Genomic DNA, 24,460 nt, shown 5'->3' with positions numbered 1-24,460 from the left:
CGCCACATGCGCCGCCCCGTCCCGGAGGAGGTGTGGCGGTACCTCATCGACGACAAGTACGTGGAGGACGCCGAAATCATCTCCGGGAGGGCGTCCCTGCGCGAAGCCGCCGAGTACCTTCACAAGAAGGCCCAGGCGAGACAGCAGACCGCAGTGCGCCGCGACGACGGCGAGGCCATCGAACTGCGTGCGCCGCGCGATGCCTTCACCCGAGCGCGGATTGACACCCTCTCCACGATCTATGCGGCCTGGGCCAGCCGGGACGCGCAGTGGTTCCGCGAACATCACCTCATCCGCACCGACGACCCAGCCGCACTCACGGCGTACGTGAAGGGCGGCCCGCACCCCGGGTACACGCTGCTGGACGAGGATGCGGTGACCGCGTGGGTGACCGAGAGGCTGAAAGCCCACGCGCAGGGCAGAGACCCAGACCAGTACATCGTCGAGCTCATCCGGCAGGGAGAGCCCGGCGGCCGCGATCCAGTAGTCCACCTGGACTTCGTGTCGGACGGGCAGCCTGTCCGGCAGACTGTCCCCCGGCTCGGTGCGCTCGGTGAACTCGCTGAGCTCTCCCAGAAGCTCGCCGAACGCTACCGGTGGCACCCGGCCTGGGCTTCTCTGTTCGTGCTCGCCGGTACCCAACCCATGGTGCTCGCCTACACCGCCTCCGCGCAGATCCGCCACGGCGTGAGCGGAGCCGCCGGCACCCGGGTCACCCTTACCGTCGACCCGGCCCTCCCGCCCCAGCAGGTCGCCGAACTGTACGGCCAGATCCGCGCCGCGATTCAGCCGGAGCCCCCGCGTCGCGCGCAGTCGCTCCGGTCATACCGGCTCGCCGAGCACGTCGGTCCGCACCTGCTCCACCACCCCAGCGTACGGGGCACCAAACGCCGCGGGCGGCCCCGCAAGGCACACCCGCCCGGCGCGCTCGTCTACAACGTTGGCCCCGTCGACTGCACATGGCAGGACCTCCGCCGCACATGGAACGCGCGCTACTCAGAAGTCGACGAAGACGGAAAGACCTGGCGCTACGACAGTCCGTCCAACTTCACCCGTGACGCCCAACAGGCCTTCCAGCGGCTACTCGACCCGCACTGGTCCCGACCGGGCGAACAGCGCAGGCCCCGCCCTTAAAATCTCCGCGAGACACACACTGAGCCGCAGAGAGCCGGGACGGGCGCGTCGGGGACGACGGCCCCGGCTGACGGCACCTCACGCCAATCCGCTGGACGGTTAGGAGCCTTGGTATGGCTGACCCGCTACAACTCGCCGCTCGGGACGCGAACCACATCGCGCGCATCCTGACCGATCTCGCCGACCTGGTAGACCCGGAGATCAACCAGCACCACCCTCTGAGCGAACAGCAGCTCAGCCTGATGACCGGTGGAAGCGCGGTTGCTCGCCGTCCGAAAGAGTGGGCCACGGTTCTGCGCAACCACGCGGCGGTGATCCACAAGCAGCTCGGGGAAGACGGGGCGGAGCTCTGAGCAGTCACCGTGTCCTCTTGGGCTACTGCCACCGAAGGCACCAATCACCAGCTCAAGATCGCGCTGTTATCCCCTCCGGCCGTATCTCGTCTGCTCCCTGAGGAAGGTGGTCCGGGCCGGGCAGGTGCACGGCCCGGACGCGAGGTCAGCGCCCTCGCTCGAGGAGAAGCGCATCCCAGGCAGTGCGATACGCACTGTAGAGCTGGTCCGCGGCCCGCGCCTGGGCAACGACCATCTGGTCCCGCTTGGCCCCCATGAGCAAGGTGAGTGGGAGGGCACAGTCCAACAAGCCGTCAAGGGCTTCGGAAACCGCGCTCAACGGCTTCAGTAGCGAGTCAGGAACACGATCGAGGACCTGAACGAGCTTGGTCGCCCGCTCCCAGGCATCGAGTGAGGCAAGTTGCGCGCGGGCCAGCGCGTTCTGCTGCGCGTTGAATGCCAGAGACTGGACCTGCGTCAGCAGGTCCACTAAGCGACTCGGTGACGTTCTGCAGGGCCCGGTCTCCTGATGCTGGGGTGTGCTGCTCACGGTTCTCTCCTCGTGTTCTCGGGAACGCACGAGAGCCCGAGCAGCACAGGGCTGCTCGGGCTCTTCGAAGATGGCGGTACGACGGACGGACTTCAGTTCGCGCAGTGCGCTGCGCGGGTGACGTGCGGCACGGAGACGGCCGCCGGCCGGTGACGAACAGGCCCCCGCGAACACTCGGGGGTCGCGGGGGCCTGTCGCTTACTCGACCGCTTCGGGCGGCAGTGCCGGAGAGGCTACCGCCGCGGCCTTCGTCTTCGCGTCCTCAACGCGCTGGACGACCTCGCCCGTACCCAGGACGGCGGCGGCCAGCCCCAGGATCAGGGCCTGCGGCAGACCATCCACGTAGTGGGCGACCAGGGCCACCGCCGCAGCGACGATGGCGTACAGACGGGCACTGTGCGCCTGAATGAATCCCATGATCTTCTTCTCAGCTTCCGTAGGCGAGCTTGTGGAGCAGGTCCCAGCCCCGTCGGCCGATGGCCGGGTCATTGGGCTGGCCCGTGGTGAACAGGTTGTGCTTGCGGTTGAAACCCGCGACGGCCGCCTGCGTGGCCGGGCCGTAGTTGTCGGACAGCGGAATCGACGGGTCGAGCCACCCGGTGCGCTTCAGCGCCTCCTGGAGCGGCTTCGCCGAAGGAGTGCTCTTGTTCGGGGCCAGACCGTCGGGGAACGGCGGCGGCGTGTACGGCTTCCCGGGAGTCGGCTTGTCACGGTCGACGGGGCCGGACGGCTTCCCGCCGAGCCGCTTCGCGACCCGCGCTCGCATGTCCCGCATCGTGAACCCGACCGGGTCGATCTTGTTGCTCGTCCACTCCTTGTGGCCGATGACGCTGCCCGCACCCCAGCCGTGCGCCCGGCAGATCGCCGCCGACGCCCGCTCGATCGCATCCAGCTGCGCCGCCGGCCAGGCGTCGTGGCCGTCGCCGAGGTTGACGCACTCGAAGCCGTAGAAGTGGACATTGCCGTCGGTGTCGTCGTCGTTGGGCTCCGGCAGCGCCTTCTCCGCGATCACCGCCCGCAGAACATCACCGTCGCCCCGGCCCGCGTGATTCGCGCGGCCGTTCGCGATCAGGTAGACGGTGCCGTCCTTGTCGATCACGGCATGGCACAGCGGACCCGGAAGCTCCGAGTACCCGTTCTCGCAGATGCTGATCGACGCGTTCGTGCCGCTCGTCACCGTGTGATGCACGATCACACCGTTCACAGGGCCCCACGCGCCCTTGTGGTTCCTGTTGTGCGTCCGCCAACCGGAACGCTCAACAACGTGCACACCCTCCGCGCGCAGCGCCTCCACGAGACGGTCCGGATTCAGTGGTGTCGCCACCTGGCGCTCCCAAACTCCCCGCGCCCACCACCAGTCTGCGTCACCCAACCCCACACCCCGGCCGGAGGCTCAGGAAGCGGTGCCCTTCGACGCCAACCACAACTGCAACACCATCACCAGCAGCGGCGCCACGAACGACGAGATCACCAACCTGCGGGTCGCCGCCGCATGCTCCTGGTCCTCGCGCCGCTGCTGACCAGCCCGCTCCGCCATCTGCTCGTGATCCCCACGCAGATGCACCAGCCCCGCCTCCACCTGGCTGATCCGCTGCTCCACCGCCCGCTGATCCGCCCGGTACACGTCCTCCGTGACCACCTGGTCCAAGCGGGTCGCCAGCTGCGCCAGATCACCGCGCAGGTCCTCGCGCAGCTGCGACACGGCACGGTGCAGCTCCCACAGCGTGGGCTCGGCGCCCGGCGGCACAGACACCGCAATCCTCCAGCAGCCCCGCGCCCGAACACGATCGTACGGACACCCGACGGCGGGCCGTCGAAGGCCGTCGGCAAGGGCCGCGATGGCGTCGTTTTCTACAGTTTTCCTTTATGCGACAGTTTTCGGGGGCGCGGGTTGAGCCGCAGCCACGCCGACAACGCCGCCTGGAGCTCCACGACCGCCGCGTGATCCAGGTCCTCACCGGCTCGCCCGACACGAAGCCGTACCGCCTCGGCGCTCACCGTGTACCCCACAGCGGCTCGTGCGGGCGACGCCACCACATCACCGTGGGCGAGCAGCCGCAGGAGCGCGGCAGTCTGCGGAGGCAACGGAGCCGGCGCCCCGCCAGTACGAGCCAGCCGCTCGAAATGCTCGGGGCGCGCCGGGGAACCGATCGCCTTGTAGAAGGACCGGATCGCGTCCTCCAAGCCGGCCTCGGACGGCTTGGCAGGCGCGGCGGCCACGAACGCCTCCACCAGCTCCGGCGAAGGCGCCTCTCGGCCCCACCGCTCCGTCGGCACGACCTCGGCGACGTCCAGCCGCACGACCGACGGGGCGATGAGCGTCCGCGCGTACCCCTGGCGGAGCTTCTTGGCATGCAGCTCGCGCAACGACGCGATGGCCCTGTGGGCGGCGTTCGGTTCGGTGGGATTACTGGCGCGCTCGGTGCGGCCGGGTCGCCCGTAGAGCCCGTGGTTGGTGTGGATCCGGCCCGTCTCGGATGCTATGGCTGTCAGCTGGTACCCCGTCGAGTCCTTGCCCAGCCGGAACCCCACCACCATTGGCATGACGCTCCCTCGTCCCTTCACACGCCGTAGTGCCGGAGTCTAGAGAGACCGGGGGCGGCACGTCCGCCAGTTCCAGAACAAGGTGTCCGGAACCGACGCTCCGCGTCCGGCCTCAAGGGCGTATCCGGTGAGTCGTCCGGTCGGTCGCGCCCGGAGCGGAGATTCTTCGGCCGCGCGGTTCACGCTGCGGCCCTCTCCAGCCTCTTACCTACAAGGACTTCTGCGAAGGGACGTGCCGTGAACGAAGTAAGCCAGGAACTGGATGGCGAAGTCGTGATGCGTTGGCTGGGCGAGCGGTACTGCGTACTGCTGGGTGAGCTGACCGGGCTGCTGGACGTCGAGGCTGGATTGACGTCCGTCGTCGGAGAGCCGTCGTATGCGTCCTAACCGTGCCGTGCCGGATTGTCAGTGGCGGCACGTACGGTGGGAGACATCAACCCCAGTGCTGGCTGCACTTGCCACTGCCCCGCGTCCCGACGGCGCGGGGCAGTCGGGTTTCCAGGGCCGCACCGCTTGCATGCCCGGCTCTCAAGCGCATGAATCCGGCCATCATCACCACCGGTCTTCGAGATCCCCCGCCAGCACGCGGCAGAACCTTCTACGGTGGCGCTCGAACACGAGCCGCAGGGGGCGCTGGTGCAGATCACGGTGATGTCGCAGAATCTCGGGCGAGGCGGCTGGAAGCACACCGACGGCGCGATCGAGGACAGGTGGCCGCAGCTCGCGGCAGCCATCAACGCTGTCCGCCCCGACATCCTCCTCGGGCAAGAAGCGGAGGGATGGTCCGCCGACGGCCACGCCCGCCTGACCCGGGCCGAATACGACCTCGACATGGACGGCCTCCTCGCCCCCAGCCCCTCCGGCCTCGGCCCCGTCACCCTGTACCGGCGCGACACCATGGGCCGCCGCACCTACCTCAACCACGACTTCTCCGCCCACGAAACCCACCACGGATTCGAAGCGGTCGGCTGGAACCTGCCCTGCCTCCCCGCCCCCCTCGTGGCCGGCAGCGTCCACCTCACCCCTTACGACCCCGTACGCGCCGCCAGTGAAGTCAGCTTCATGGGCAGTCGGGTTCACCGCACCGGAGGCGGCTTCGCCATCCTCGGAGGCGACTTCAACTTCCCGCCCGTCGCCGGGCCCGAGCCTGCGTACGAGCGGATGCGCCCCTACAATCGCGGCTCCCGCCTGATCGTGATCGACCCTGAGAACCCCGGGCCCCCGGCACCGGACCGCAGCGTGGCCTGGAGGATCGCCGCCAAGGGGTTCACCGACGTGTCCTGGCACCTCTACAAGGAGTCCGGCGATGTGAACCTGCTGACCCGCACCGGCAGAGACGACCGGATCGACTGGATCCTCGTCAGCGACCCTCTCGTGCCCTGCATCACCGACTACGGCGTCAGCGACACCGGATCTGACCACCGGGGTATCTGGGTGAAGCTCGACCTCACCAAGATCTCCACGACCAGCGACGCATGGAGCTACCGATGACCACCACGCTGCCCCAGACCATGGGCGACCTGCTGCCCACGGGCGCCCCGCCGCAGTGGCGTGCCTCCGTCGACCGCGCGGCCCAGCTCCTCGCCCCGCGCTGGCCCACCGGCCCCGTGGAGCGGGCACCCGGTGGCGGCCTCGCCTCGCTCGCGCTCATCCTGTACGCCCTGCACCACACCCAGAGCCAGGAGCCGGCCGCAGTCCCCGTGAGCGCGCTGCGCGACGTGTTGGACGGCGGCCTCGACGTCAACGACGAGCCGTTCACCATCAAGAAGCTGATCACCGAGGGGCTGAGCGCGGCCGGCCACCGGGTCCACGACGCGGACCACGTCATGTGCCGGGTCGCTGCTCGCATGCTCCACCGAGATGCGCCTCCGGTCGTGAACACTCCCCTCGGCGCCGTAGACGTTCCCTTCGGTATGGGCGGCAGCGTCCCGGGGCCTTCCGACCTCCGCTTCGCCGCGGCCTGGCTGACGCAGGTGCTCGGCGCGCTCGACGAGGAGACGGTTGCCGCGCTGCCGCCCGCCCCCAAGCCTGCAGGCCCGTGTACGTCATAACGACCGGCCAAGTGTTGATCGTTAGCGAGGACGAGCGCAGCCAGCTCGCGGTCGACGGCGACCAGGTCGCCTACACCTGCGCGCAGGGCACCTCAGCGTCCAGTGGCGGCCGGGGCAGCGGGCACGTGCGGCAGGCCATCGCCCGAACTCAGGCAGGCGACAACGTCCCCGAACAGCTGCACGTTGCCGACGCTCATCTGCCCGCAGACGCTGACCCCGCCAAGTTCCACCCAGCACGAACCGCGCGTCCGTAAAGTTTTGGCCCCGGAGACCACCATCAGCACCATCTCCTAGGAGCATTCCCGTGACACACGACACCGAGCCGACCGGGCGGACGCTGCCGGACGCGATGGGCTACCTCGTCGCCTCCTCAGCCCCGCAGCCGTGGCGCGAGGCCGTCGCCCGCGCCGCGCAGCTCCTGACACCCGGCTGGGACAACCTCCGCGGACAGGGCTCGTTGCTCGGCACGCTGGCCCTGGCGCTGTACACGCTCGCCCACGAGCGCCAGCAGCCACCGGCCGATGTGCCTGTCGAGGTGGTGAAGGAGGCTCTGGAGCACCAGGAGCAGCCCCACACTCCAGAGCCCTACGAGCTGCAACAGCGAATGAAGGATGCGCTCACAGCCACCGGACAGGTCAGGTCGGGCCCGGACCTCCACGAGACACCGGTCTGGCGGGTCTACCGGGGCCTCGTCCACGTGTGGCACCCGGAGGTGGAGACGAGCGACTGGGAACCAGGGCCCTCGGAAATGAGCTGCGCGGTGCAGCGCCTCCGGGAGCTCATGGCCGGGCTCGATGCGGACCGTGCGATGCTCTTGCCCGAGGCTCCGGAGCCGACCGGACCGATCCGGATCACTGTCACCAGCTGGGTACGGACTGTCCGCTATGGCGGGGCCTCCGCCGCGTCCATCTCGGTCCGCTGCCCCACGTGCAACGCGCTGGAGGGCGGGACGCTGCTGGTCGACGGCCCGGACGCCACCTGCACGTGCGCCAACGGTCACACCTTCACCCAGCCCACGCTCAGCGGGCCGCATATCCGTAATGCCCTCGCCCAGTGCGTCTACCCCGAAGGCGACACCCGCGTGCCGGGCGGAGCCTCCGGAAGTGTCACCGTTCAGGGAGAGTTCCGGGTGGCCTCCTCCAGCATGCCGGAGCACGCCGACCCGTGGCCCGCCTGGTTCGTTTAGTCACTTGTGGACTGAGAGCCACTGCACCGGTGGGGACGGTCCTCCTGGTACCCGTCCATGAGGACCCCTGAGCGGAATGGCTTCTCTGAACTAACCGAATATCGATGGGCGTCGGCGCAGACGACCAGTTCAGCATTGTTTCCAGGTTCTTAAGATTTCCAGTCGAATTGGAAACGCAAACCGGCTTCCCTGGCGGAGGCCGGGGCGGCATCGTGGTGGTGAGCTGGTCCCCGGTGTTGGCGAGAGAGTTGGAGAAGAAGTGGCCACTACGGAAGAGATCATCCCCGGTCTCGAGCTGGACGAGGAGCTGTACGGGGCCGCGGCTGAGGGCCTCGCTGCGCATGCGCCCGATCAGCCCACACTCACCTGGGAGATGTTCGCCGACGCGGCCCGATGGTGGCTCGTGCCGGGCCCGGATGACGATGACGCCGGTGTGCCGCTTGGCTATAAGGCGGAGCTGATCGTGACTCAGTCAGCCGACCTCACGATCAAGATCAATGTTTGGTACCGGCCGGACCTGCGGAGCGCGGAGACCTCGAAGCCCCACACCCATCCATGGGAGGTCATGGAGGCTCACCCGGTGCTCGGCGGATACGAAGACAACCATTGGCACCGCAGCGCCTCCGGCCTGCTCGTCGAGCAGGGAGGCGTGCTCAACGTCCCCGGCTCGGTGAACAGGATCTTCGCCCGCGACTACCACGAGGTGACCGCGATCGCGGACCCTGGCCGAACCGTGTCGGTGATGATCTGCGGCCGCTGGATCCACGACGAGGCCCACCAGGGCGTATGGGGTCACCTGGATCTGCACACCGGCGACCACGTCCCGGTCCAGCGCGACAAGGCTGAGCGCGACCGGTTCCGCGCCCGGCTCTACCGGATCAACCCCCAGCACACCACAGCCTAGGAGGGCGGCCGGGCTAAGGCCAATGCCGTTGTTTTAGGCCTCGGGCGTAGGTTCCTGGGTAGTGGTCCCAGGGGGTGGTTCGGGTGTCTGTGCGCGTTTCGGAGTTATCGGGCCTGGGGCTGTTGACCTGGGTGTATCCACCGGGGTTGGTGGATCGGGTGGTCGCGGCTTGCGGGTGCGGGGAGCAACGCAAGCGGCTGCTTCCCGCGCGGCTGGTGGTGTACTTCGTGCTGGGGCTGGCGCTGTTCTCTCCAGCTCCGTATCTGGAAGTGATGCGGCACCTGGTGGAGGGCCTGCGGGGCCAGGGGCTGCTGGGAGACTGGCGCGTGCCGGCGAAGTCCTCGCTGTTTCGGGCCCGGCAGCGGCTGGGCTGTGAGCCGCTGCGGGTGCTGTTCGCCACGACAGCGAAGCCGATGGCCACTGAGGCGACACCCGGCGCATTCTGGCGCGGGTTGCGGCTGCTGGCGGTGGACGGGACCTGCTGGGACGTCGCGGACAGCGAAGCCAACGAGGCCGCGTTCGGACGTCCGGGCAACGGCCGCGGGCCGGGCAGGAGCGCGTTTCCGCAGGTGCGGATGGCTGCTTTGGCGGAGGTCGGCAGCCATGCGGTGCTGGACGCGGAACTCGCCGGCTGCCGCACCGGGGAGGTCACCCTGGCCGGCCGCCTGCCCCGTTCTTGCGGCCAGGGTCAGCTCGTCCTGGCCGACCGTGAGTTCCTCGGCGTCCCGTTGTGGCAGGCCTTCACCGCCACCGGCGCCGATCTGCTGTGGCGAGTGCCCGCCAACCGCGTCCTGCCGGTCATCAAACAGTTCCGGGACGGGTCGTGGCTCTCACAGATCCGGGCAAGCAGCGGCCCCGCCCGGCACGAGCCGGTCACTGTCCGGGTCCTGGCCTACCAGCTCAAGGACCAGGTCAGTAAGGACGCCGCTGACAACTACCGTCTGGTCACCACTTTGCTGGACGCCCGACGCCATCCGGCCCGGCAGCTGGCCGCGCTCTACCGCGAACGCTGGGAGGCCGAGTCCGTCTTCGCCGAGCTCAAGACCCATCAGCGCGGCGCACGTGTCGTACTCAGCAGTAAAACCCCCGATGGCGTCCGTCAGCAGATCTGGGCACATCTGCTGGTTCACCATGCCCTGCGCGAACTCATGCTGAGAACGGCTGCCACCCGTGGCCTGGACCCCGACCGGGTCTCCTTCACTGAAACCCTGCGCTCCGCCCGCCGCAGTGTGACTGTCACGCCGGGCAGTTTTTCCCCCTGACCTCCTGGTCCGGGCCTTGGTGATGCTCGAGCAGGACCTTCTCGAACGGCTCCTGCCCGCCAGACGGCTCCGCAGCCAGCCCCACGTCGTGAAACGCAAGATGTCCAACTACCGGCTCAAACGGGCTGAACACCATGCATGGCCACAACCCACCCGCACCGGCGCACAAGCCATCCTCATCACAAGACCCCAACCCGCAGGCCCGTAACGCAACGGCATTGGGGCTAAGGCGTGTCCGACGGATCGAGGCGCTGTACATCTCGATCACCATGGTCCCGACTGGGACGAAATCGCCGCCGTCCGCAGGAGGCAGGCCAACGCCCTGGAGGCGCCGGCCTGACAACTGGCGGAATGCTTCCGCTACCTCACTCGGGCGAATCGTCGGCGGCAGGACCGGCGCTGATAGTCCCCTTCATCGCCGGGTGCACGTTGCAGTGATAGTTGTACATCCCGCCCTGGCTGAATCCGAACTGGAAGCTTTGGCCGGGGCGAAGCTCGCCCGAGTCCCAGACACCGGTGTCGGAGGTCGTGGTGTGAACGACGTTGTCGTTGTTCGCCCAGGTGACCACGTCGCCCGGCAGGATGTTCAACACTTGCGGGTTGAACGAGAAGTTATTAATGGAAACGGTGTTCATGATCCCGCACCCCCTGTCTCCGCGGAGCCCGGCTATTTGCCGGTCGCAGAAGGAATCCCCGCCGTGAAGTGACGCAACCCCGGACTCACTCGAATGAGCGAGATAGACGGTTGTCGCTACGTCCCGAAAGGACATCAGGCCCGGACGGTTTGCAGGTACCACGACTCGTAGGACGGTCCCTAGTACTACAGCCGGTTGTTTCACGGTGAGTGAGCTCCTGCGGTTCGGGTGCGGTAGGTGGCCACCCACCACCAGTCGGTCGGCGACGCCGGCAAGGACCTCACGGTCTCGGCACATGCCGACGACGGCATCATCGACGCCGCCGAGTACCGCGACCACTCTTCGCGATCGGCGTCCAGTGGCATCCGGAGGCCCGCGACGACCTGCGCCTGTTGGAGGCGCTTGTGTGGGGGTGAGCTTATACAGCACGCGACGGGATGCCGCTTGAAAAGCTCGAAATTACGGTATGACAAGTCTGGTTCTTGCCACACTACATGCGTGTGGACGACATCACTTCCGCCGTTCATCGGCGTCGTGCTCGGCACCGTCGCGTCGCTCGTGGGCCAGCTCCTGCAAGGACGTGCATCGGAGCGGGCGGAGGCGCGCCGCAACGAACGCGAACGCGCCGAGGCACGCCGCGACGAACGCCTCACCCACCTCGTTGCCTTCCTGTGCGCGGTGCAGGAAGCCGAACGGGTCGCCGTGGACCGCTACCACCACAATGAGACCGATGCAGAGTGGCAGATGCGGGCCAGGCGGGCCCTCGACAGGGTGTGGGTGACTCAGAAGACGATCCACTTGGTGTGCGCGTCCAAGGTCAATGATGCTGCACGGCTAGCCGCGTTCGCTGTCCAGGACGTGATCCGCGAGGGCCCGGGTGCCCCCGGAGAACCGCAGGACGAAAGGGTCTGGCAGTCCATCGGTCCGAGCCGACGGGCGTACCTCGACGTCGCGGCCGCGTACTTGGGCGAGGAGGAGGGGCACGGGGCGCGGGCCGCGACGATGTCTCCGGAGCTCCGATCGGACGGGGCCGGGCATAGAGGGCCGTTGGTCACTTGACGGGCGGGGCATAACTGGACTCGCCGGGATGCCAGGACCGACCTCAGGCAGCGTCGTACCCGCGAGGAGGACCCGCACGCTACAGCGATGGTCTGTCCAGCGGCGTTGGCGATGCTGGCAGTGAGGTTGTCCCGAATCGCCAGGGTCTGCCATCAGCCACTCCCAGGTAGCTCACCGGCCCAAAGCGGCGTTTGCTTCGGGCCGGTGAGGTGGCTCTACCGGGTATAGGTGATCTTCAGCTGGGGCGGATTGGCCTGCCCGACGCCGTGGGCGCGGCCGTAGTAGGTGTCGGAGGTGCTGTTCGGGTCGAGGGCGATGCCTCGGGTCTTCGCTGGGTCGAAGAGGCCGGTGATGTCCACCCACTTGCCTTCGTTGCGCCCCCAGCTCACGGTCTTCGAGGCGCTGTTGCTGGCGAACGAGGACGGCCGCGAGCTGTGCCCGTGCGTCTTGAGCACAGCCGTTCCGCCGCTGGAGCTGTACCAGTGGTCGAAGTAGAGGTAGACCTCGACGCGCTGGATGGTCGCGCCGGACAGGTCCTTGGCAACGTCAGCCGGGAAGCCGGCCAGGGCAGCCAGTGTCCCGTGGTTCTCGGAGTAGTAGCCCTGCATGAGCTTGTCGCCGTAGAAGCTGCTGTAGCTGGAGCGGCGGTCGTACGAGCCGGACCATGCGGCCTGGTAGGTCTTGGTGTACTGCTGTGGGACCGGCTTCGGGTCCGGCTTGGTACCGCCGGAGCCGCCGACCGCGTTGAGCCCGCCAGTCTCGGGGATCTTCGGCCCGATGTCCTCCACGTACAGCACCGCCGGGTTGGACTCCCCGCCGATCATGCGGACGTACTGGCCGCTGGGGCCTTCCTTGTTGTCGTAGGTGAACAACAGCCGGTGCAGACCGGCCCCGAGGGCTTCGCCGGAGCGAACGAGTTCGAGACGGCATCGCTGCCAGGACGTGTTGCGGGCCAGCTGGTAGACGGCGCTCTGGATCACCGGCGAGTTCAGATCCGGGGCCTTGGTGCCGCCGTCGCGGAGCCTAAGGCGCAGCTCGCCGCCCGCGACGGACGGCATCGCGTGGGCGTCGAGGACGATGCGGTACATGCGGGTGGGGTCGGCTTCGAAGGGCAGCTCTACCCAGCCGACCTCCGTGGCGGTGGTCGTCACCTGGGCGGTCTGGCGGTTGTAGGCGATTACGCCTCGGGGAAGGCGGTCGAGGATGGTCTCGAGGTTGTCGCCGCGCCACGTCAGATTTCCGGCGACAGCCAGAGACTGGAAGCCGGCCGCGCCGTCCTCGGCGATGGACGCGACGGAGGTGCCGTCGTGGCTGGTGAGCGACAGGTAGTTCGGGGCGCCGGTGACGAGGGAGATGACCTGCTCGCCCTGGCCGTCGTAGAGCCGGACGCCGTCGGGGGCGATCTCGGCGCGTTCCCCGGTGACGGCGCTGGTCATGATCGAGCGGCATTCGGCGTTGTCGAATGACACCGACCCGGCGGTGCCGCCCGCTGTTTCAAGGCGGGCTTCAGCGCGTACAGCTCCTTCGGGGGCGCGGCACTTGCCGGTGATGCGCCTCCAGCCGCTGTCGGCCTGCGGCTGCGGGGCCGCGACAGTGCCGGTGTCGAGGATCTTGCCAGTCGCGTCCTTCCAGACCAGGGAGATCGACACGCCCGTGCCTGCCCAGTTCTTCGAGCAGCGGTAGTGCACGGCGAGCCAGTACAGGTCGCCGCCGAGCACGGGGAACGGGTCGTAGGGGAACCACCGCTCGCTGCCTCCGGTGGTGCCGATGGTCAGGCAGCGGTCGGAGTCGTGGCCGCCGGTCTCGATCCGGGCCCAGGGCAGGCCCAGGGTGGCAATGCGGGATTCGGTGCCGCCGGTCTCGAAGCCGGGGTCGGCCAGCAGATTCCCGGCGGAGCCGATGCTGAGCTTGTCGGCGGTGATGGATCCGGCGGCGATGTCGGCGGTGCCGGTCTGGCGCGGCTCGCCAGCGACGGCGGCCGTGGCGGGGCTGGCGGCGCCGGACAAGGATCGGGCGCGCAGGCGCACCCACCACTGCTGGTAGCCGAGCGGCACAGTGACGCTGCTGCCCTGGGCGGTCTCGACGGTGCCGCGCAGCGTCGTTGCGTCGGGCTCGAACGTCTTGGTGGGGGCGACGTGGACCTCGACGCGGGCGAAGTCGAGCGGCGAGACGGCCCCGCCCTGGAAGCGGCCGTCCCAGGAGATGACGAGGGAGCCCATCGCGGCCGCGACCGTCGGCGGGGTGGGGGACGGTGGGGTGGGGCCGTTGACGACGGTGACGCCGCTGGTGCCGTCCGGCTGCTGGCCGACCAGGGCGCGCAGCGCCCCCTTGTCGTCGTACACCTGAAGGGTGGCGTCCTCGAGTGAAGCGTTGCTGAGCTTGGGGGCGCGGAGCGCGGTGGCGACCTGGGTCTCCAGGCGTGCGATCCGGCTGCCTATGTCCTCGGACACGAGGGTCGGTTCCTTTTCTGTGGGGGGTTACGCGGTGAGCCCGTAGTGGTAGGACTCGGCCGGGGTGAGGGTGAGCGTTGCGCTCTCTCCGCCCGGGGTATCGGGGTGGACCGTCCAGCCGGTGATGCGGCACCAGCCGGAGAAGCGGGTCCACTGGTCTCGGATGGTCACGCGGATGTCGTCGCCGATTTGCCAGGAGCCGATCGGGGCGGCCGGGTGGTCGCGGACGGTGATCTGGTCGATGGTGCCCATCACTTGCCGCCAGGCCCGTTCGGCGCGGGCCCGTTCGGCGAGGACGTCGGTGCCGCGGACGTCGGGCAGGTCGAGGACCTTCTCCAGTCGCAGCCGGCCATCGCGCACCGCGTCGGTCGACCGCTGCTTCGCCCGGCCCTCACCGATGCCCATGGCGATGATGACCTGCGCGTACTCGTCGGCGTCGTAGGTGACCGGCACGGTGCGGACGATGTTGGTGTCGGTGGAGAACGCGATGTCGGTGCGCCGGGCGCCGAGGCGGGGGTAGCCGAGTTCGATGCGGCGCACGGGCCGGTGCTGCGCGTCCCAGTGCACGCTGCACGTGTGATCGGGGGCCCCGGCGGGCTTGAACAGGTCGTCGAACTGTCGGCCGAGGTTGGGGGTTTCCCACCAGCGGGAGTGCCACGGGTCCGCAGGTGTGCCCGTCTGCGCGGTGGAGGTGGTGTCGTCGACGGCGATGCCGAGATCGCCGTCGGGTACGGACTGGGCGTAGGCCGTGATGTCGCGGGCGATCTGGCAGGGGTCGGCCCGTACGTACGGGCCGCGCCCGTCCAGCTCTCCGTGGAGGTCGTGGCGGCGCTGTAGGTAGGAAGTCCAGCTGGCCGCCTCGATCTTGAGAGTGTCGCCTTCGGGTTCGGCCTGCCAGACGATGCCGCCCCAGCGCAGCAGCCCGTCCCGCTCCACGTAGATCAATGTGTTGCCCGGGTCCACCAGGTCGATCGCCGTGTGCGCGAGCCGGGGCGACAGTTCGCCCTGCAGGTGCCCGGGGCCGTTGAGCTGGGGCCCGAACTCCACGTTGACCAGAGGGAGGTCGAGGCTGAGCCACTGGCCGGTCAGGGCGTGCTGGGTGAGGTAGCGGTAGGTCATACCGGGCCCTCGGTGAACTCGACATCCGCAACGATGCTCACGCCTCCATCGACCTGGAGGTAACCAGTGAACTTCGGGTTCAGCTGCGTCTGGAGGAACAGCGGCTGCGTGGTGCCCCGGTATTCGGCGGGGACAGGGATGGTGTCGGCGATGACGGTGGTCGTTCGGCGGACGTCCTTCTGATCGTCATCGATGAGTGTGTCTTCGCCCTGGTGGGTGCCGAGCACTGTTTGCAGGGCCCCGAAGGCGTTGGCGCCGTCGATACGGAGACCGGCGATGGTCACCACGACGATCGCGGTCGTTGCCCACGCGGGTACGGGCACCATCCACCGGGCGCTGGCCGGCCAGTCCGCGTACTTGTTGTCGGTCTGCCGCAGCTGCGACGGGGAGCCGTTGGGAAAGGCTGTGTAGAGCGTCCGGGCCCGCCTGGGGTTGGCAACGCGACGGACATCGGTGATCATCCCGGCTGTGATCGTGCCGGTCTTCGCGGGGATGTCCAGGCGGGCGAGCGCGATACCGGTGATGCCCGACGGCGGTGCCGTGGCCGTGGGGGACACGGCGGGGATGACCTGGAAAGTGTTGATCTTGTCTTTCGCCGGGTCCAGGCCGCCTTCGTACTCGGGGTCGGTGACCCGCAGCACGATCAGATCCGAACGGGGAGTCGCACCGGTGGGGGAGACGGCCACCGTCTCCTGGCCGATGTTGTAGGCGCTGTAGGAGCCCTGCCACAGTGCGGCGCGCCCGCGGATGATTCCCGAGCCTTCATCGACCACGACTCCGGCGCCTGGGGTGGGCAGCGGGCGCACCTTGAGATCCGGTCCGTCGGAGATGCCTTCACCGCCCTGGGCGAGGTCTCGCAGCATCATGCGAAACGTCTGGGCAGAGTGGGTTGCGCCGGTCGTGAGGAGCGGGGCTTGGGCCAGCATCAGTGGAACTCCGTTCGTGCAGAGGAAACAGGGAGGGGCGGGCGGGTTACAGGGCCTTGTAGGCGTCGCGCCATGTCACGGTCAGCCGACTCGTTCCGGTCGGGTCAGCAGCCGTCCACCGGACCTCGCTGCGCCCCGGCGGGATACCGAACGCGTCCAGGTCCGAGTCAGGGGTCAGGAGTACGGTGCCGCCGTTGTTCCGGGTGACGTGCCGCTGGCCGGGCCGTGTGTCGATGCGGGCCCACTGGCCATCGCTCAGCACCACGTTGAGTTGCAGGGACTGCCCGCTGCTGACCTGGGTGATGCGAGGATTCGCGCACGGCCCGTACACCGTGATCACCGGCCAAGCCGGAAGGTTGCCCTCGTTGGTCATCCAGCCCGGCCGCCGCTGCCCACCGGTATCTCCACCGGAGACCCGGATCGGAGCGGTCACAGGGGCCGTGAACCCTCCGGCCGACAGCCAGCCCAGCCGCAGCTGCACCTGCTGCTCGCTGTCCCCGTAGAACCGCGGATCGGTGGCCACGAACTCCAGGTCGAGCGGCACCCAGCCCGACGCCGCCTTGGCCCACTCTGGATCCAGCTTCCGCAGCCGCCCGAACAGCACCCGCACCGGGGCCCCGGGCCACTTGATGCGCAGCGGCATCACCGCTCCGCCGACCGTACGGACCGCAGGGTCGTCGGCGGCAGCCTGGAGCCGGGCCAGGAGGGCGCGCGCCGCAGCAGGGTCGCCGGGTGTTTTGATGGCGCAGTCGATACGGATCTTGCGCCCCGAGTACCAGTCGGGTGCTGGCCACACCCCATCCGCGCCGGGCTGGTCGGTCAGCTCGCCCCGCCCGTCAGGCCGGCCGAGCCCTTCGATCTCGGCGATCGGTATCGACGTGCCATGGCCAAGGAGTACCCCGCCCATGTCCAGCTGCCAGTCCGTGAGGTTGATGCCGGTCACCGGTGCACCCCGCCGCGCTTCGCCCGGCGCACCTGGTAGGCGACTGCGGAGGCGATCCCTTCAGGTGTCGCTGAGGACTGGCTGACGTGGATTGTCTGGGTGCCGATCGCCGGGGCCTGGTGGACAACCACGACCTGCGTCCGCCCGCTCGCCGCGTTCACCAGCCGCTTGGGGGCGACGGCGAGGCCGAAGCGGCTGGCGACTTGGCCCAGGACTGCGGTGGACCGGCCGCGCTTGGCGGCCCCGAGAGGCAGGTAGGCTTCCCCGCCCGTTGATCGCTCGGCGAATTTGATCAGCCCATCGCTCCCTGGCGGGCTGTTGTACAACCCGGGCTCCCACAGGCCGCCATCCGCATAGGCCCGCCCCGCAGTGGCCTTGACCAGGTCGCTGATGAAGCGATTCGCCTTGGCCCCCGCACCCTTGATGTGATCCTTGCCCGCGTTGGCCACGTCGATGAGACGGTCCTCGTCCAGACCTGTGGCGTCCGCGACCGCGTGGATGCCCCGGTCCGGGCTGAGGGCGCCGAGGATCTTGATCAGGTCGCCGAGCTGCTCGGAGTCAAGGACCTTGCCCGCAGCTTTCGCGGCGTCGTTCGCACGCTTCGCCTGATCGCGATCCCGCACCGCCTGGGCGGCGATGGTCTTGGCGTTGTCGTCACCTTGGGCCGCGAGGCGGGACGCCAGCTCGCCGAAGCCGCCGTTCGCGAGCTGGGCGAGGTTGCGCTGGAACTCCTCGCTGCCCTTCGCCGCAGTCGACAACTTGTTGCCGTAGTCGGCCAGGGCGCTCTTCGCCGTGCCGGCCAACCGGCGCAGCTGCTCGGACATCTCGTCGATGTACTTGCCGCTTCCGTTCGCCATCTTCTTGACGAAGTCGACGCTGTCCGCGCCCATTTGCTCCAGCGCCCCGGTCACGTCAGACCCGGCCCTGCGGGAGATCGCGGCGAGGTTCTTGCGCCACTCCTCCGCTGTGCCGGCGGAGGACTTCAGGTTCTTCTCGAAGAGGCCGAGGTCGAAGGTTTCCTTGTCGCCGTCCTTCCTTGTTGACTTCGACGCGATGTCGGAGACCGTGAACAACTGGGCGCCCGAGGTCGGGTTGTAACTCCAGTCGGACAGACCACCGTTAGCGTGATAGACGACCTCGCCGCCGAAACGCCGGGCTACCTCGCCCAGAATGGCCTTCGAGCGGGTTCGCTTACTAGGGGCCAAAGGGAGGTAAGCCTCCCCGCCGGTCTCATCCTCCGCCCATACACGCCATGTTCCGGCTTTTGCGATCTGCGCAACATGGTTCTCCCGGATACCGCCGTCGGCGTAGAAGGAGAGGATGCCGCCATCGGCTTGGTGGGTTCCGTAATAGCTTCCATCGGCATACGGGCCGGGTATGGACGAGACGTATTCGTTTCTGAAAATCGAGATGGTGACGGTCTTGTCCTGGAGGCTGTTGATGGCATCCTGGATTGCCCCGACCTGACTCTGTGCCGACCCGGTCGGCACAGAGACCGTGACCTCTTTTCCTTCAATGTTCGTGATTTTGAAGCCCAGTTGCTCGACCTGGTCACGCGCTTCCTGGGTCGGTGCCGAGATCGTGACGCTCTTGCCGTGCGTGCCCTCGATCTTCCCCTTCAGCTCCTGCAAGCTGGAAATGGCGACCTGCGCGTTCGCGGAGACCGTGACGTTCTTCGAACCCGGAGTCGTGGCAAGCTTGGCGATCAGGGCGTCCAGGCTGGACCGGGCCCCGTCAGTCGGGGCAGTGACCTCGACCTTCCGGTCCTTGAGGTCCTTGATCGTGAAGCCCAGGGATTCAAGCTTCGCCCGCGCGTCGTTGTCCAGCGACGACACGACGATCTCTTTCTTGTCTGGCGTCGCCTTCAGCTCCTGCTGGACGGCCATGAGCTGAGCCATGACCGGCTCCATCCCGGCTGCCTGGAGCAGAATCGACACCTTGGCGGGTACTAGACTCGCCGCATCCGCGAGCTTCCCGGCCTGCTCGGCGGAAAGCCCAAAGCCCTGGGCCGTGCTGATCGCCGACTCGCGGGCCTTGGCCATCTGGTCCTGAGCGGCCTGCAAGGACTCGGGGACGGTCTTGCCCTGCGTCTGCGCGTACTGGAATGCTGCCAGGGAAGCTTCTGCCGTTGAACTGGAAAGGCTCTGGAACGTGTCGTAGAGCCGCTGGCCATTGCGTGTAACCGTGGACAGCGAACCGTCAACGTTCAGGAGGGATTTGCCGAATCCCTCGGACTCGTCCACTCCATTCTTGAGACTGTCCTTGGCGTCGCTGATTGCCTTGTTCATTCGGGCCTCGGCGGCGGAAAAGTTGACCGATCCGCCGGCCAGGACGTTCAGGGCGTCGTGCAGGGCGCGGGCCCGGCTGTCCGCGTCCGCCGTAGTGTCGGAAAGGCGGCGCATGGCATCGCTGAACCGACCGAAAGGACCGACGGCGTCAGCGGCGCCCTTGCCGCTGGACCCGACAGCATCGGCGACGTTCCTCGCGTCCTTCTGAGCCTTCTGCATCTCGCCCTTGACGGACTTGATGGCGTCCGCTGCACGGGCGGCGGCAACGCCTTGCTCCGTGTAGTCCTCCCACGCACCGGACATGCCGGTGTGCCATCTCGTCTGCTCCTTGGCCGTCTCCCGCAGCCTCTTCTCCAGGGCGTCCAGGCCGCCGCCCTGGTCGAGATAGGCATCGGTGAGCTGCCGGGTGGTGACACCGGCTTTCTCCATTACGTCGACGAGGCGTTTCTTGCCGTCGGAGACTTTCGCTTCCATGAGGTTCTGCACTGCTGCGGCCCGGACGCTCTCGGTCGTTGCGCCGTGGGATTCCCGCAATGCCTGGGTGAGGCTGCTGATGCGGGACTGGTGCTCGGCGGCTGCCTGTGCGGCTCTTTGCTGGTGGTCGGCGAGCAGTGACAAGCCGACACCGGCGGCGGTGAGCGCCGCGCCCCACGGGCCGCCGAGCGCGCCCATCAGGCCGCGGGCCGCGCCCCCCAGTCCGGCACCCATGGCGCGGGCAAGACCACTGACCCGGCCTTCCGCGGACCGGAACGCGTTGGTCATCTGCCCGACGACGGGCACGCGGGTTTCGAGGACCGCGAGGGCCTGGCCGATGCGGCCTATGGACTGGCCGGAGTTCGCGGCGAGCTGCTGCTGCACGCGCATCTGGTCGCCGAACGACCGCCACGCGCCGACGACGGGTCCAGAAACGTTTCTGCTCATCGCCATCAGGGCCGGGTTGACCCTGGTGGCGAGCATCATCGTGGTGATCGCCGTCTGCACGGGGCCGGGCAGCGCCGCGAACGCGCGAACGATCCCGCCGACCACTTCGCCGATCGGACGCAGGACTCCCGAGACGCTGCCCAGGCCGGACAGCGCCAGGTTCAGGGCGGTGGTGAGCATGCCCAGGGCGCCGGCCCCGGCCCCAGCGCCGTCACTCACCTCGGAAAGGGCCTGGCCGATCGGGGACAGCGCGGCGCCGATGTTACGCAGCACCTCCATCGCGGCCCGGCCCGCGTTGACCAGAACGCTCAGCGCGGACGCGGCGGCGGTGAACGCGGTCTGCTTGACCGGCTGGTCCAGGCCGCTGAAGGACTGCTTGACCTTCGCCCAGCCCCGCTCGACGGCAGAGGAGACGCGCGGCCCGAGCAGCGTGACGAGGTTCTGCCCGTACTTCAGGGCCGACTCCATGTACGGCGTGGCTGCCGCGAGGCCCCTGGTCGTCAGGCGGGTGATCTTCTCCAGGCCGGGCGCTGCCGCCGAATAGAGGGTCTGACCGGAGTTCTTGGCCTGGGTCTTCAGCTGAGTGAGCGCACCGGCGAGCCCCTTGGTCTGGCTCGCCGCGATCTCCCCGGCCGCACCCACCCGGCCGACGGCGGCGCGCATCTGGTCGAACGCGGCGGCGCCTTGGTGGGCCATAGCCGATGCGCCAGCCAACGCGGGCTTGCCGACGACCTTCGACAGCGAACCCAGGAAGTCCTTTTGGGACATCCTGTGCTGAGCTTGCTCAAAGCCCTCAATAACGGTGCGAAGGCCCTTGAAATTGCCCTGGGCATCCCACGCATCGATGCCCATGTCCCGCAGCCCCTCCCGCATTTGCGCGGTCGGCTTGGCCAAGTTCGTGAGCATTCCCCGCAGGGTCGTACCGGCCTTCGAGCCGAGGATGCCCGCGCGGGCGAGCATGGCGACGGCAGCGGCCGTGTCCTCCAGCGAGACGCCCAACTGGGCTGCGACGGGCCCGGTGTAGGACATCGCGTAGTAGATGTCCTGGAGGCCGCCGGACGCCGCGTTCGCGCCAGCGGCGAGCACGTCGGCGGCCCTGCCCGCGTTGTTCGAGCTGAGCCCGAACTGATCCATCACGTCACCCAAGTACCGGGCGCTGTCGGCGGCGGAGAGGTTGTCGGCCGCCGCGAGCTGCATCGCGGCGCGGGCGTTAGCGATCGAAGACGTGGAGCTCTGGCCAGCCTTGGCCAGTTCGAGCATGGCATCCGCCGCTTTGGCGGCGGAGGTGCCGGGGATCTTCAGGTCGGCACCGAGCTCGCGCGCCTTCGCGGCGGCCTGCATCATGTCGGCGCCGGACGCGCTGGTGACGGCCCCCCACTTGTTGATCGACCGCTGGTACTCGTTGCCCTCCTTCGCGATCTCGTGGAGACCGGCGACGATGCCGCCGCCGATCACGAGCCCGCGCAGGTGGTGAAACTCCTGCCGGGCCGAGATCACGCCCTGCCGCAGACGACCCATGGAGGCGTGGCCGTCCGAACCGACGCGCCGCAGACTTGCGCCCGCGCTCGTCGACTGCCGCCCGAGGTCGCGCAGGCCGCCGGCCGCCCCCGCGGCCCCGGAGCGGACTTGGCCCAGGTTCCGGTTGAGGGCCTGGACGCCGCTGTCCAGGCTCCGCATGGCCTGCGCGGCCTGCCGTACGGCAGAGAGAAGTTGTGCCGCGTCAGCGCGCATCTGCACGCTGAGCGTGTAATTCGACACCGGAGCTGGCGCCCGTTCTCCCCCGCGCCCCGCCTAGCGTTGCCCCTTAATGCCCGTGCTGCTGCCGCACCTCCCGTGGCACCAGCCCGATGCGCACCCCGTAACCGTCCGGGCCCTCTGGCACCTGGTCCTGCTCCCGGGCGATCAGCTCACACCCCACGCACCGGACCGTCGTCGTCACGTACGCGAACCGGTCACCGCCCGCGGACTCGTCCCACTCGACGGCCCGCGTTCCGCAGTGGCCGCACACCGCCCGCTGGTGCGCGGCGTAGGCGAGGGCCTTCGCCCGGTCGGTGTCCGTCCATCGGCCATCCCCGGCCCCGAGGAAAACAGAGTGCGGGATGCCGTAGCGGTCGCATAGCTCCAGCTCGTCGCGCAGCTGTGCGTCAGCGATCAGCCTTTTCCCAGCTCCACGGTGCTGGCCCGGGTGAGCTGCTGCGCCTGCCAGGCGGCCTGGAAGAGCATGTTCGACTCGGAGATCGGCCACGCGTCCAGCAGTTCCTGGGCCTCCGCCGATGTCAGGCCCTCCACCGGCTGGCCGGACGGGTCACGCTCTACGTGTGCCGCCGCTATCAGGGCTGCCGGGAACGCCTCCGGGTTCCACAGATCTCCGGTCTCGGCCTGCTGCTCGGTCGGCGGGAACTGCTTGATCAGCCCATCCAGCACTGGCCGGGGCAGAGCTCGGAAGGTCAGCATGAGTGCGGCCGCGTCGAACGCCTCCTGCGCCTTTGCCACCGCGTCCGCGGCACGGCGGGTCTCCTTGCCGTCCTGCTGTCCGGCAGCCGCGTCGACCGCGCGGCACCGGGCGGCCTCCGCCTTCGCGGCGTCCAGGCGCTCGCGCACTGCCGAGTCGTCGCAGATCACCAGCGTCTGCTCCGGCAGGGTTCGGGCCCGCAGCCGGGCCATCTTCGCCGCCCAGTGCGGGTCGCGGGCGACCGGCTCGGCCGGCGGGCTGAACACGGTGTGAGGCGTGGGGGTGGGGATGAGGGTGGTCATGCGGGGTGGCTCCAGGAGAACGCGCGACGAGGGGGAGAAGGAGAGGGCCCGGCAGGGCGCGGGCGGCAGCGCGCCGTGAACGGAGAGGAGGGGAGAGCACGCTGCTGCGGCACGCCCGGCCGGGAGAGCAGGGGGTCCGCTACTTGTTGGCGGGGCGCTCCGGGGCGGTGGCCGCAGGCGGGATGGCCGCGTCCTGGACCGGCTTCTCGGTGATCGAGAAGGACACCACGAACTTGGCGGCCTCGTTGTCCACGCTGTACTGCGCCGAGCGGCTGCCGACCCGGACGGGGAAGACGTCCATGCTGCGGCTGCCGGGTATGTCGCCCTTGCGGAGCATGACCACGAACCCGGTCGCGTCCTTCGTGAACAGCCCCTCGATCGTGTCGGCGGTCTCGTCCTCGTAGAAGGTCAGCGAGGAGTCGTCCGCCTCATCGGCGCCGGGGATCTTTGTCTCGAAGGTACTGCCGAGTGTCGGCGTCTCGATCGCCTTGTTCGACAGCGACCACCCGTCGATCGCGGCGACCGCGTCGGTGAGGTCCGTGCCGGCGGTCAGCTCGGCCCGCGTGGGGACGTGGCTGGCGTCGGCGACCTTGGCCAGCCACAGGACGCGGGTCACGCCGCGCCGGGAAAACTTCTGTACCTGCACTGCTGTCCGATTCCGGGACGGGCAGCCGTGCGAGAAGCGGAAGGGAAGCGGCGGCCCCGTCCCTCGACGTCGTGTCGGGGGAACCGGCCCGTGCCACTGATGTGGCCGGACGTCCGCGCGGGGGCCTCCGCGGTGAGGATGCAGCGCCACGGGGCGACCGTGATCGCTGCACGTAGACGACCATACGGCTATCGGCGGCAAACTGTGCAGCTCAGCGGGCAGGTCCGCGCGGGCGGCCCTACGTTCGAGATGTGGACTTCAACATCACCGGAGGCGAGGAGAGGCTGCTGCTCGACGTGGCCAGCCGCCTGGACAACAACCCTCAGATCGCCGAGGCCGAGATCGCGGAGGCAGACCGGCCGCTGTTCCGCTCCCTCGTCACGAAGGGCTGGTTCGTCGCCCCTGATTCCCCTCAGGTCAGGGGGCGGGGGCGATGGCGTCGATCAACGTGCGAAGCGCCAGCAGGGCCCTGTCGGCCGACTCAGAGCCAGCCGATTCGGCCACGGTCGCGGCGGGGTGAAGCACGGCGAGCAGGCGCCCTCCCATCGCTGTGGTCGGGTGATCACGGAGGCCGGACCTGAGCCAATGGGCATCCCAGTGGCCGTGAGCAAGATCGTCGGCGAGCTGCTGCTCGGCGGCGGTGGGGCGCCATGTTCCCGAGTGCAGCTCGTCACGTAGGGCGGTTGCGTCACGCTCGACTGCGTCGGCCAGAGAATCGGTCACACGGTGCCAACGAGGACCCGGGGCCGTCGTGGC

25 protein-coding genes are annotated in these 24,460 nt (G+C 68.7%); 10 read left to right on the top strand and 15 right to left on the bottom strand.

The features are described 5' to 3' along the window. The first annotated feature begins 6 nt into the window (after positions 1-6). Together DXZ73_RS15750 and DXZ73_RS15745 are read left to right on the top strand one after the other, a co-directional pair. Entirely contained in the window at positions 7-1,134 is a 1,128-nt protein-coding gene (locus DXZ73_RS15750) for a hypothetical protein (RefSeq protein ID WP_116211631.1), read from the top strand. A 113-nt stretch (positions 1,135-1,247) separates the two neighbouring features. Continuing rightward, entirely contained in the window at positions 1,248-1,487 is a 240-nt protein-coding gene (locus DXZ73_RS15745) for a hypothetical protein (protein WP_116211630.1), read from the top strand. Positions 1,488-1,632: 145 nt separating this feature from the next. Here the strand turns inward: DXZ73_RS15745 and DXZ73_RS15740 are convergent, their stop codons facing one another. The 5 genes from DXZ73_RS15740 to DXZ73_RS15720 form a co-directional block, all read right to left on the bottom strand. Then, positions 1,633-2,016 (bottom strand): hypothetical protein, encoded by a 384-nt coding sequence (locus tag DXZ73_RS15740; RefSeq protein WP_162890206.1) that lies wholly within the window; start codon positions 2,014-2,016, stop codon positions 1,633-1,635. Positions 2,017-2,214: 198 nt separating this feature from the next. Then, positions 2,215-2,433: a hypothetical protein gene (locus tag DXZ73_RS15735; protein ID WP_116211628.1), complete on the bottom strand. Its 219-nt coding sequence runs from the start codon at positions 2,431-2,433 to the stop codon at positions 2,215-2,217. Positions 2,434-2,443: 10 nt separating this feature from the next. Beyond that, positions 2,444-3,340, bottom strand: a complete 897-nt coding sequence (locus tag DXZ73_RS15730; protein ID WP_116211627.1) for a peptidoglycan recognition protein family protein — start codon at positions 3,338-3,340, stop codon at positions 2,444-2,446. A gap of 69 nt (positions 3,341-3,409) precedes the next feature. After that, entirely contained in the window at positions 3,410-3,769 is a 360-nt protein-coding gene (locus DXZ73_RS15725) for a hypothetical protein (RefSeq protein ID WP_116211626.1), read from the bottom strand. 98 nt (positions 3,770-3,867) lie between these two features. Next, positions 3,868-4,560 carry a hypothetical protein gene (locus DXZ73_RS15720; protein WP_162890205.1) on the bottom strand — a complete coding sequence of 231 codons (693 nt, stop codon included), beginning with the start codon at positions 4,558-4,560 and terminating at the stop codon, positions 3,868-3,870. Between the two features lie 237 nt (positions 4,561-4,797). On the opposite strand from DXZ73_RS15720, the gene DXZ73_RS38145 reads away from it, so the two are divergent. The 7 genes from DXZ73_RS38145 to DXZ73_RS15690 all read left to right on the top strand — a co-directional run bounded on the left by DXZ73_RS38145 (position 4,798) and on the right by DXZ73_RS15690 (position 9,963). Next, positions 4,798-4,947, top strand: a complete 150-nt coding sequence (locus DXZ73_RS38145; RefSeq protein ID WP_162890204.1) for a hypothetical protein — start codon at positions 4,798-4,800, stop codon at positions 4,945-4,947. Between the two features lie 216 nt (positions 4,948-5,163). Then, on the top strand, positions 5,164-6,051 hold the full coding sequence (locus DXZ73_RS15715; protein ID WP_116211624.1) for an endonuclease/exonuclease/phosphatase family protein: 888 nt from the start codon (positions 5,164-5,166) through the stop codon (positions 6,049-6,051). Further along, positions 6,048-6,611, top strand: a complete 564-nt coding sequence (locus DXZ73_RS15710; RefSeq protein WP_116211623.1) for a hypothetical protein — start codon at positions 6,048-6,050, stop codon at positions 6,609-6,611. Before DXZ73_RS15715 ends, DXZ73_RS15710 begins: the two co-directional genes overlap by 4 nt. A gap of 11 nt (positions 6,612-6,622) precedes the next feature. After that, entirely contained in the window at positions 6,623-6,865 is a 243-nt protein-coding gene (locus DXZ73_RS15705; protein WP_116211622.1) for a hypothetical protein, read from the top strand. 50 nt (positions 6,866-6,915) lie between these two features. After that, positions 6,916-7,797 carry a hypothetical protein gene (locus DXZ73_RS15700; protein ID WP_116211621.1) on the top strand — a complete coding sequence of 294 codons (882 nt, stop codon included), beginning with the start codon at positions 6,916-6,918 and terminating at the stop codon, positions 7,795-7,797. Between the two features lie 259 nt (positions 7,798-8,056). Then, a complete protein-coding gene (locus DXZ73_RS15695; protein ID WP_116211620.1) occupies positions 8,057-8,701 on the top strand; it encodes a hypothetical protein in 645 nt (214 codons plus the stop codon). A 74-nt stretch (positions 8,702-8,775) separates the two neighbouring features. Then, on the top strand, positions 8,776-9,963 hold the full coding sequence (locus DXZ73_RS15690; protein WP_116211619.1) for an IS4 family transposase: 1,188 nt from the start codon (positions 8,776-8,778) through the stop codon (positions 9,961-9,963). 365 nt (positions 9,964-10,328) lie between these two features. Here the strand turns inward: DXZ73_RS15690 and DXZ73_RS38140 are convergent, their stop codons facing one another. Then, the gene (locus DXZ73_RS38140; protein WP_162890203.1) at positions 10,329-10,598 is read right to left on the bottom strand and encodes a plastocyanin/azurin family copper-binding protein; all 270 of its coding nucleotides are present in this window, start codon (positions 10,596-10,598) and stop codon (positions 10,329-10,331) included. Between the two features lie 498 nt (positions 10,599-11,096). On the opposite strand from DXZ73_RS38140, the gene DXZ73_RS38135 reads away from it, so the two are divergent. Next, positions 11,097-11,657, top strand: a complete 561-nt coding sequence (locus tag DXZ73_RS38135; protein WP_162890202.1) for a hypothetical protein — start codon at positions 11,097-11,099, stop codon at positions 11,655-11,657. Between the two features lie 215 nt (positions 11,658-11,872). Here the strand turns inward: DXZ73_RS38135 and DXZ73_RS15665 are convergent, their stop codons facing one another. From DXZ73_RS15665 to DXZ73_RS15625, 9 genes are all read right to left on the bottom strand, one after another. Continuing rightward, positions 11,873-14,107: a hypothetical protein gene (locus DXZ73_RS15665; protein WP_116211614.1), complete on the bottom strand. Its 2,235-nt coding sequence runs from the start codon at positions 14,105-14,107 to the stop codon at positions 11,873-11,875. 27 nt (positions 14,108-14,134) lie between these two features. After that, positions 14,135-15,226 (bottom strand): hypothetical protein, encoded by a 1,092-nt coding sequence (locus DXZ73_RS15660; RefSeq protein ID WP_116211613.1) that lies wholly within the window; start codon positions 15,224-15,226, stop codon positions 14,135-14,137. Then, on the bottom strand, positions 15,223-16,092 hold the full coding sequence (locus DXZ73_RS15655) for a hypothetical protein (RefSeq protein ID WP_162890201.1): 870 nt from the start codon (positions 16,090-16,092) through the stop codon (positions 15,223-15,225). The genes DXZ73_RS15660 and DXZ73_RS15655 overlap by 4 nt, the downstream gene beginning before the upstream one ends. Positions 16,093-16,198: 106 nt before the next feature. Continuing rightward, on the bottom strand, positions 16,199-17,095 hold the full coding sequence (locus DXZ73_RS15650) for a phage distal tail protein (protein ID WP_116211611.1): 897 nt from the start codon (positions 17,093-17,095) through the stop codon (positions 16,199-16,201). Then, the gene (locus DXZ73_RS15645; RefSeq protein WP_240351739.1) at positions 17,092-22,035 is read right to left on the bottom strand and encodes a phage tail tape measure protein; all 4,944 of its coding nucleotides are present in this window, start codon (positions 22,033-22,035) and stop codon (positions 17,092-17,094) included. The genes DXZ73_RS15650 and DXZ73_RS15645 overlap by 4 nt, the downstream gene beginning before the upstream one ends. A gap of 73 nt (positions 22,036-22,108) precedes the next feature. Further along, the gene (locus DXZ73_RS39465) at positions 22,109-22,312 is read right to left on the bottom strand and encodes a hypothetical protein (protein ID WP_240351360.1); all 204 of its coding nucleotides are present in this window, start codon (positions 22,310-22,312) and stop codon (positions 22,109-22,111) included. 143 nt (positions 22,313-22,455) lie between these two features. Further along, on the bottom strand, positions 22,456-23,058 hold the full coding sequence (locus DXZ73_RS15635; protein ID WP_116211609.1) for a hypothetical protein: 603 nt from the start codon (positions 23,056-23,058) through the stop codon (positions 22,456-22,458). Between the two features lie 139 nt (positions 23,059-23,197). Beyond that, positions 23,198-23,674 (bottom strand): hypothetical protein, encoded by a 477-nt coding sequence (locus DXZ73_RS15630; RefSeq protein ID WP_162890199.1) that lies wholly within the window; start codon positions 23,672-23,674, stop codon positions 23,198-23,200. Between the two features lie 447 nt (positions 23,675-24,121). Further along, positions 24,122-24,427, bottom strand: coding sequence for a hypothetical protein (locus tag DXZ73_RS15625; protein ID WP_116211607.1), 306 nt, complete (start codon positions 24,425-24,427; stop codon positions 24,122-24,124). Between the last annotated feature and the right edge of the window lie 33 nt (positions 24,428-24,460).

The sequence above is a fragment of the Streptoverticillium olivoreticuli subsp. olivoreticuli genome (assembly GCF_003391135.1).
Classification (GTDB): Bacteria; Actinomycetota; Actinomycetes; order Streptomycetales; family Streptomycetaceae; genus Streptomyces; species Streptomyces blastmyceticus.
This window is presented reverse-complemented; position numbering and strand designations above follow the sequence as displayed.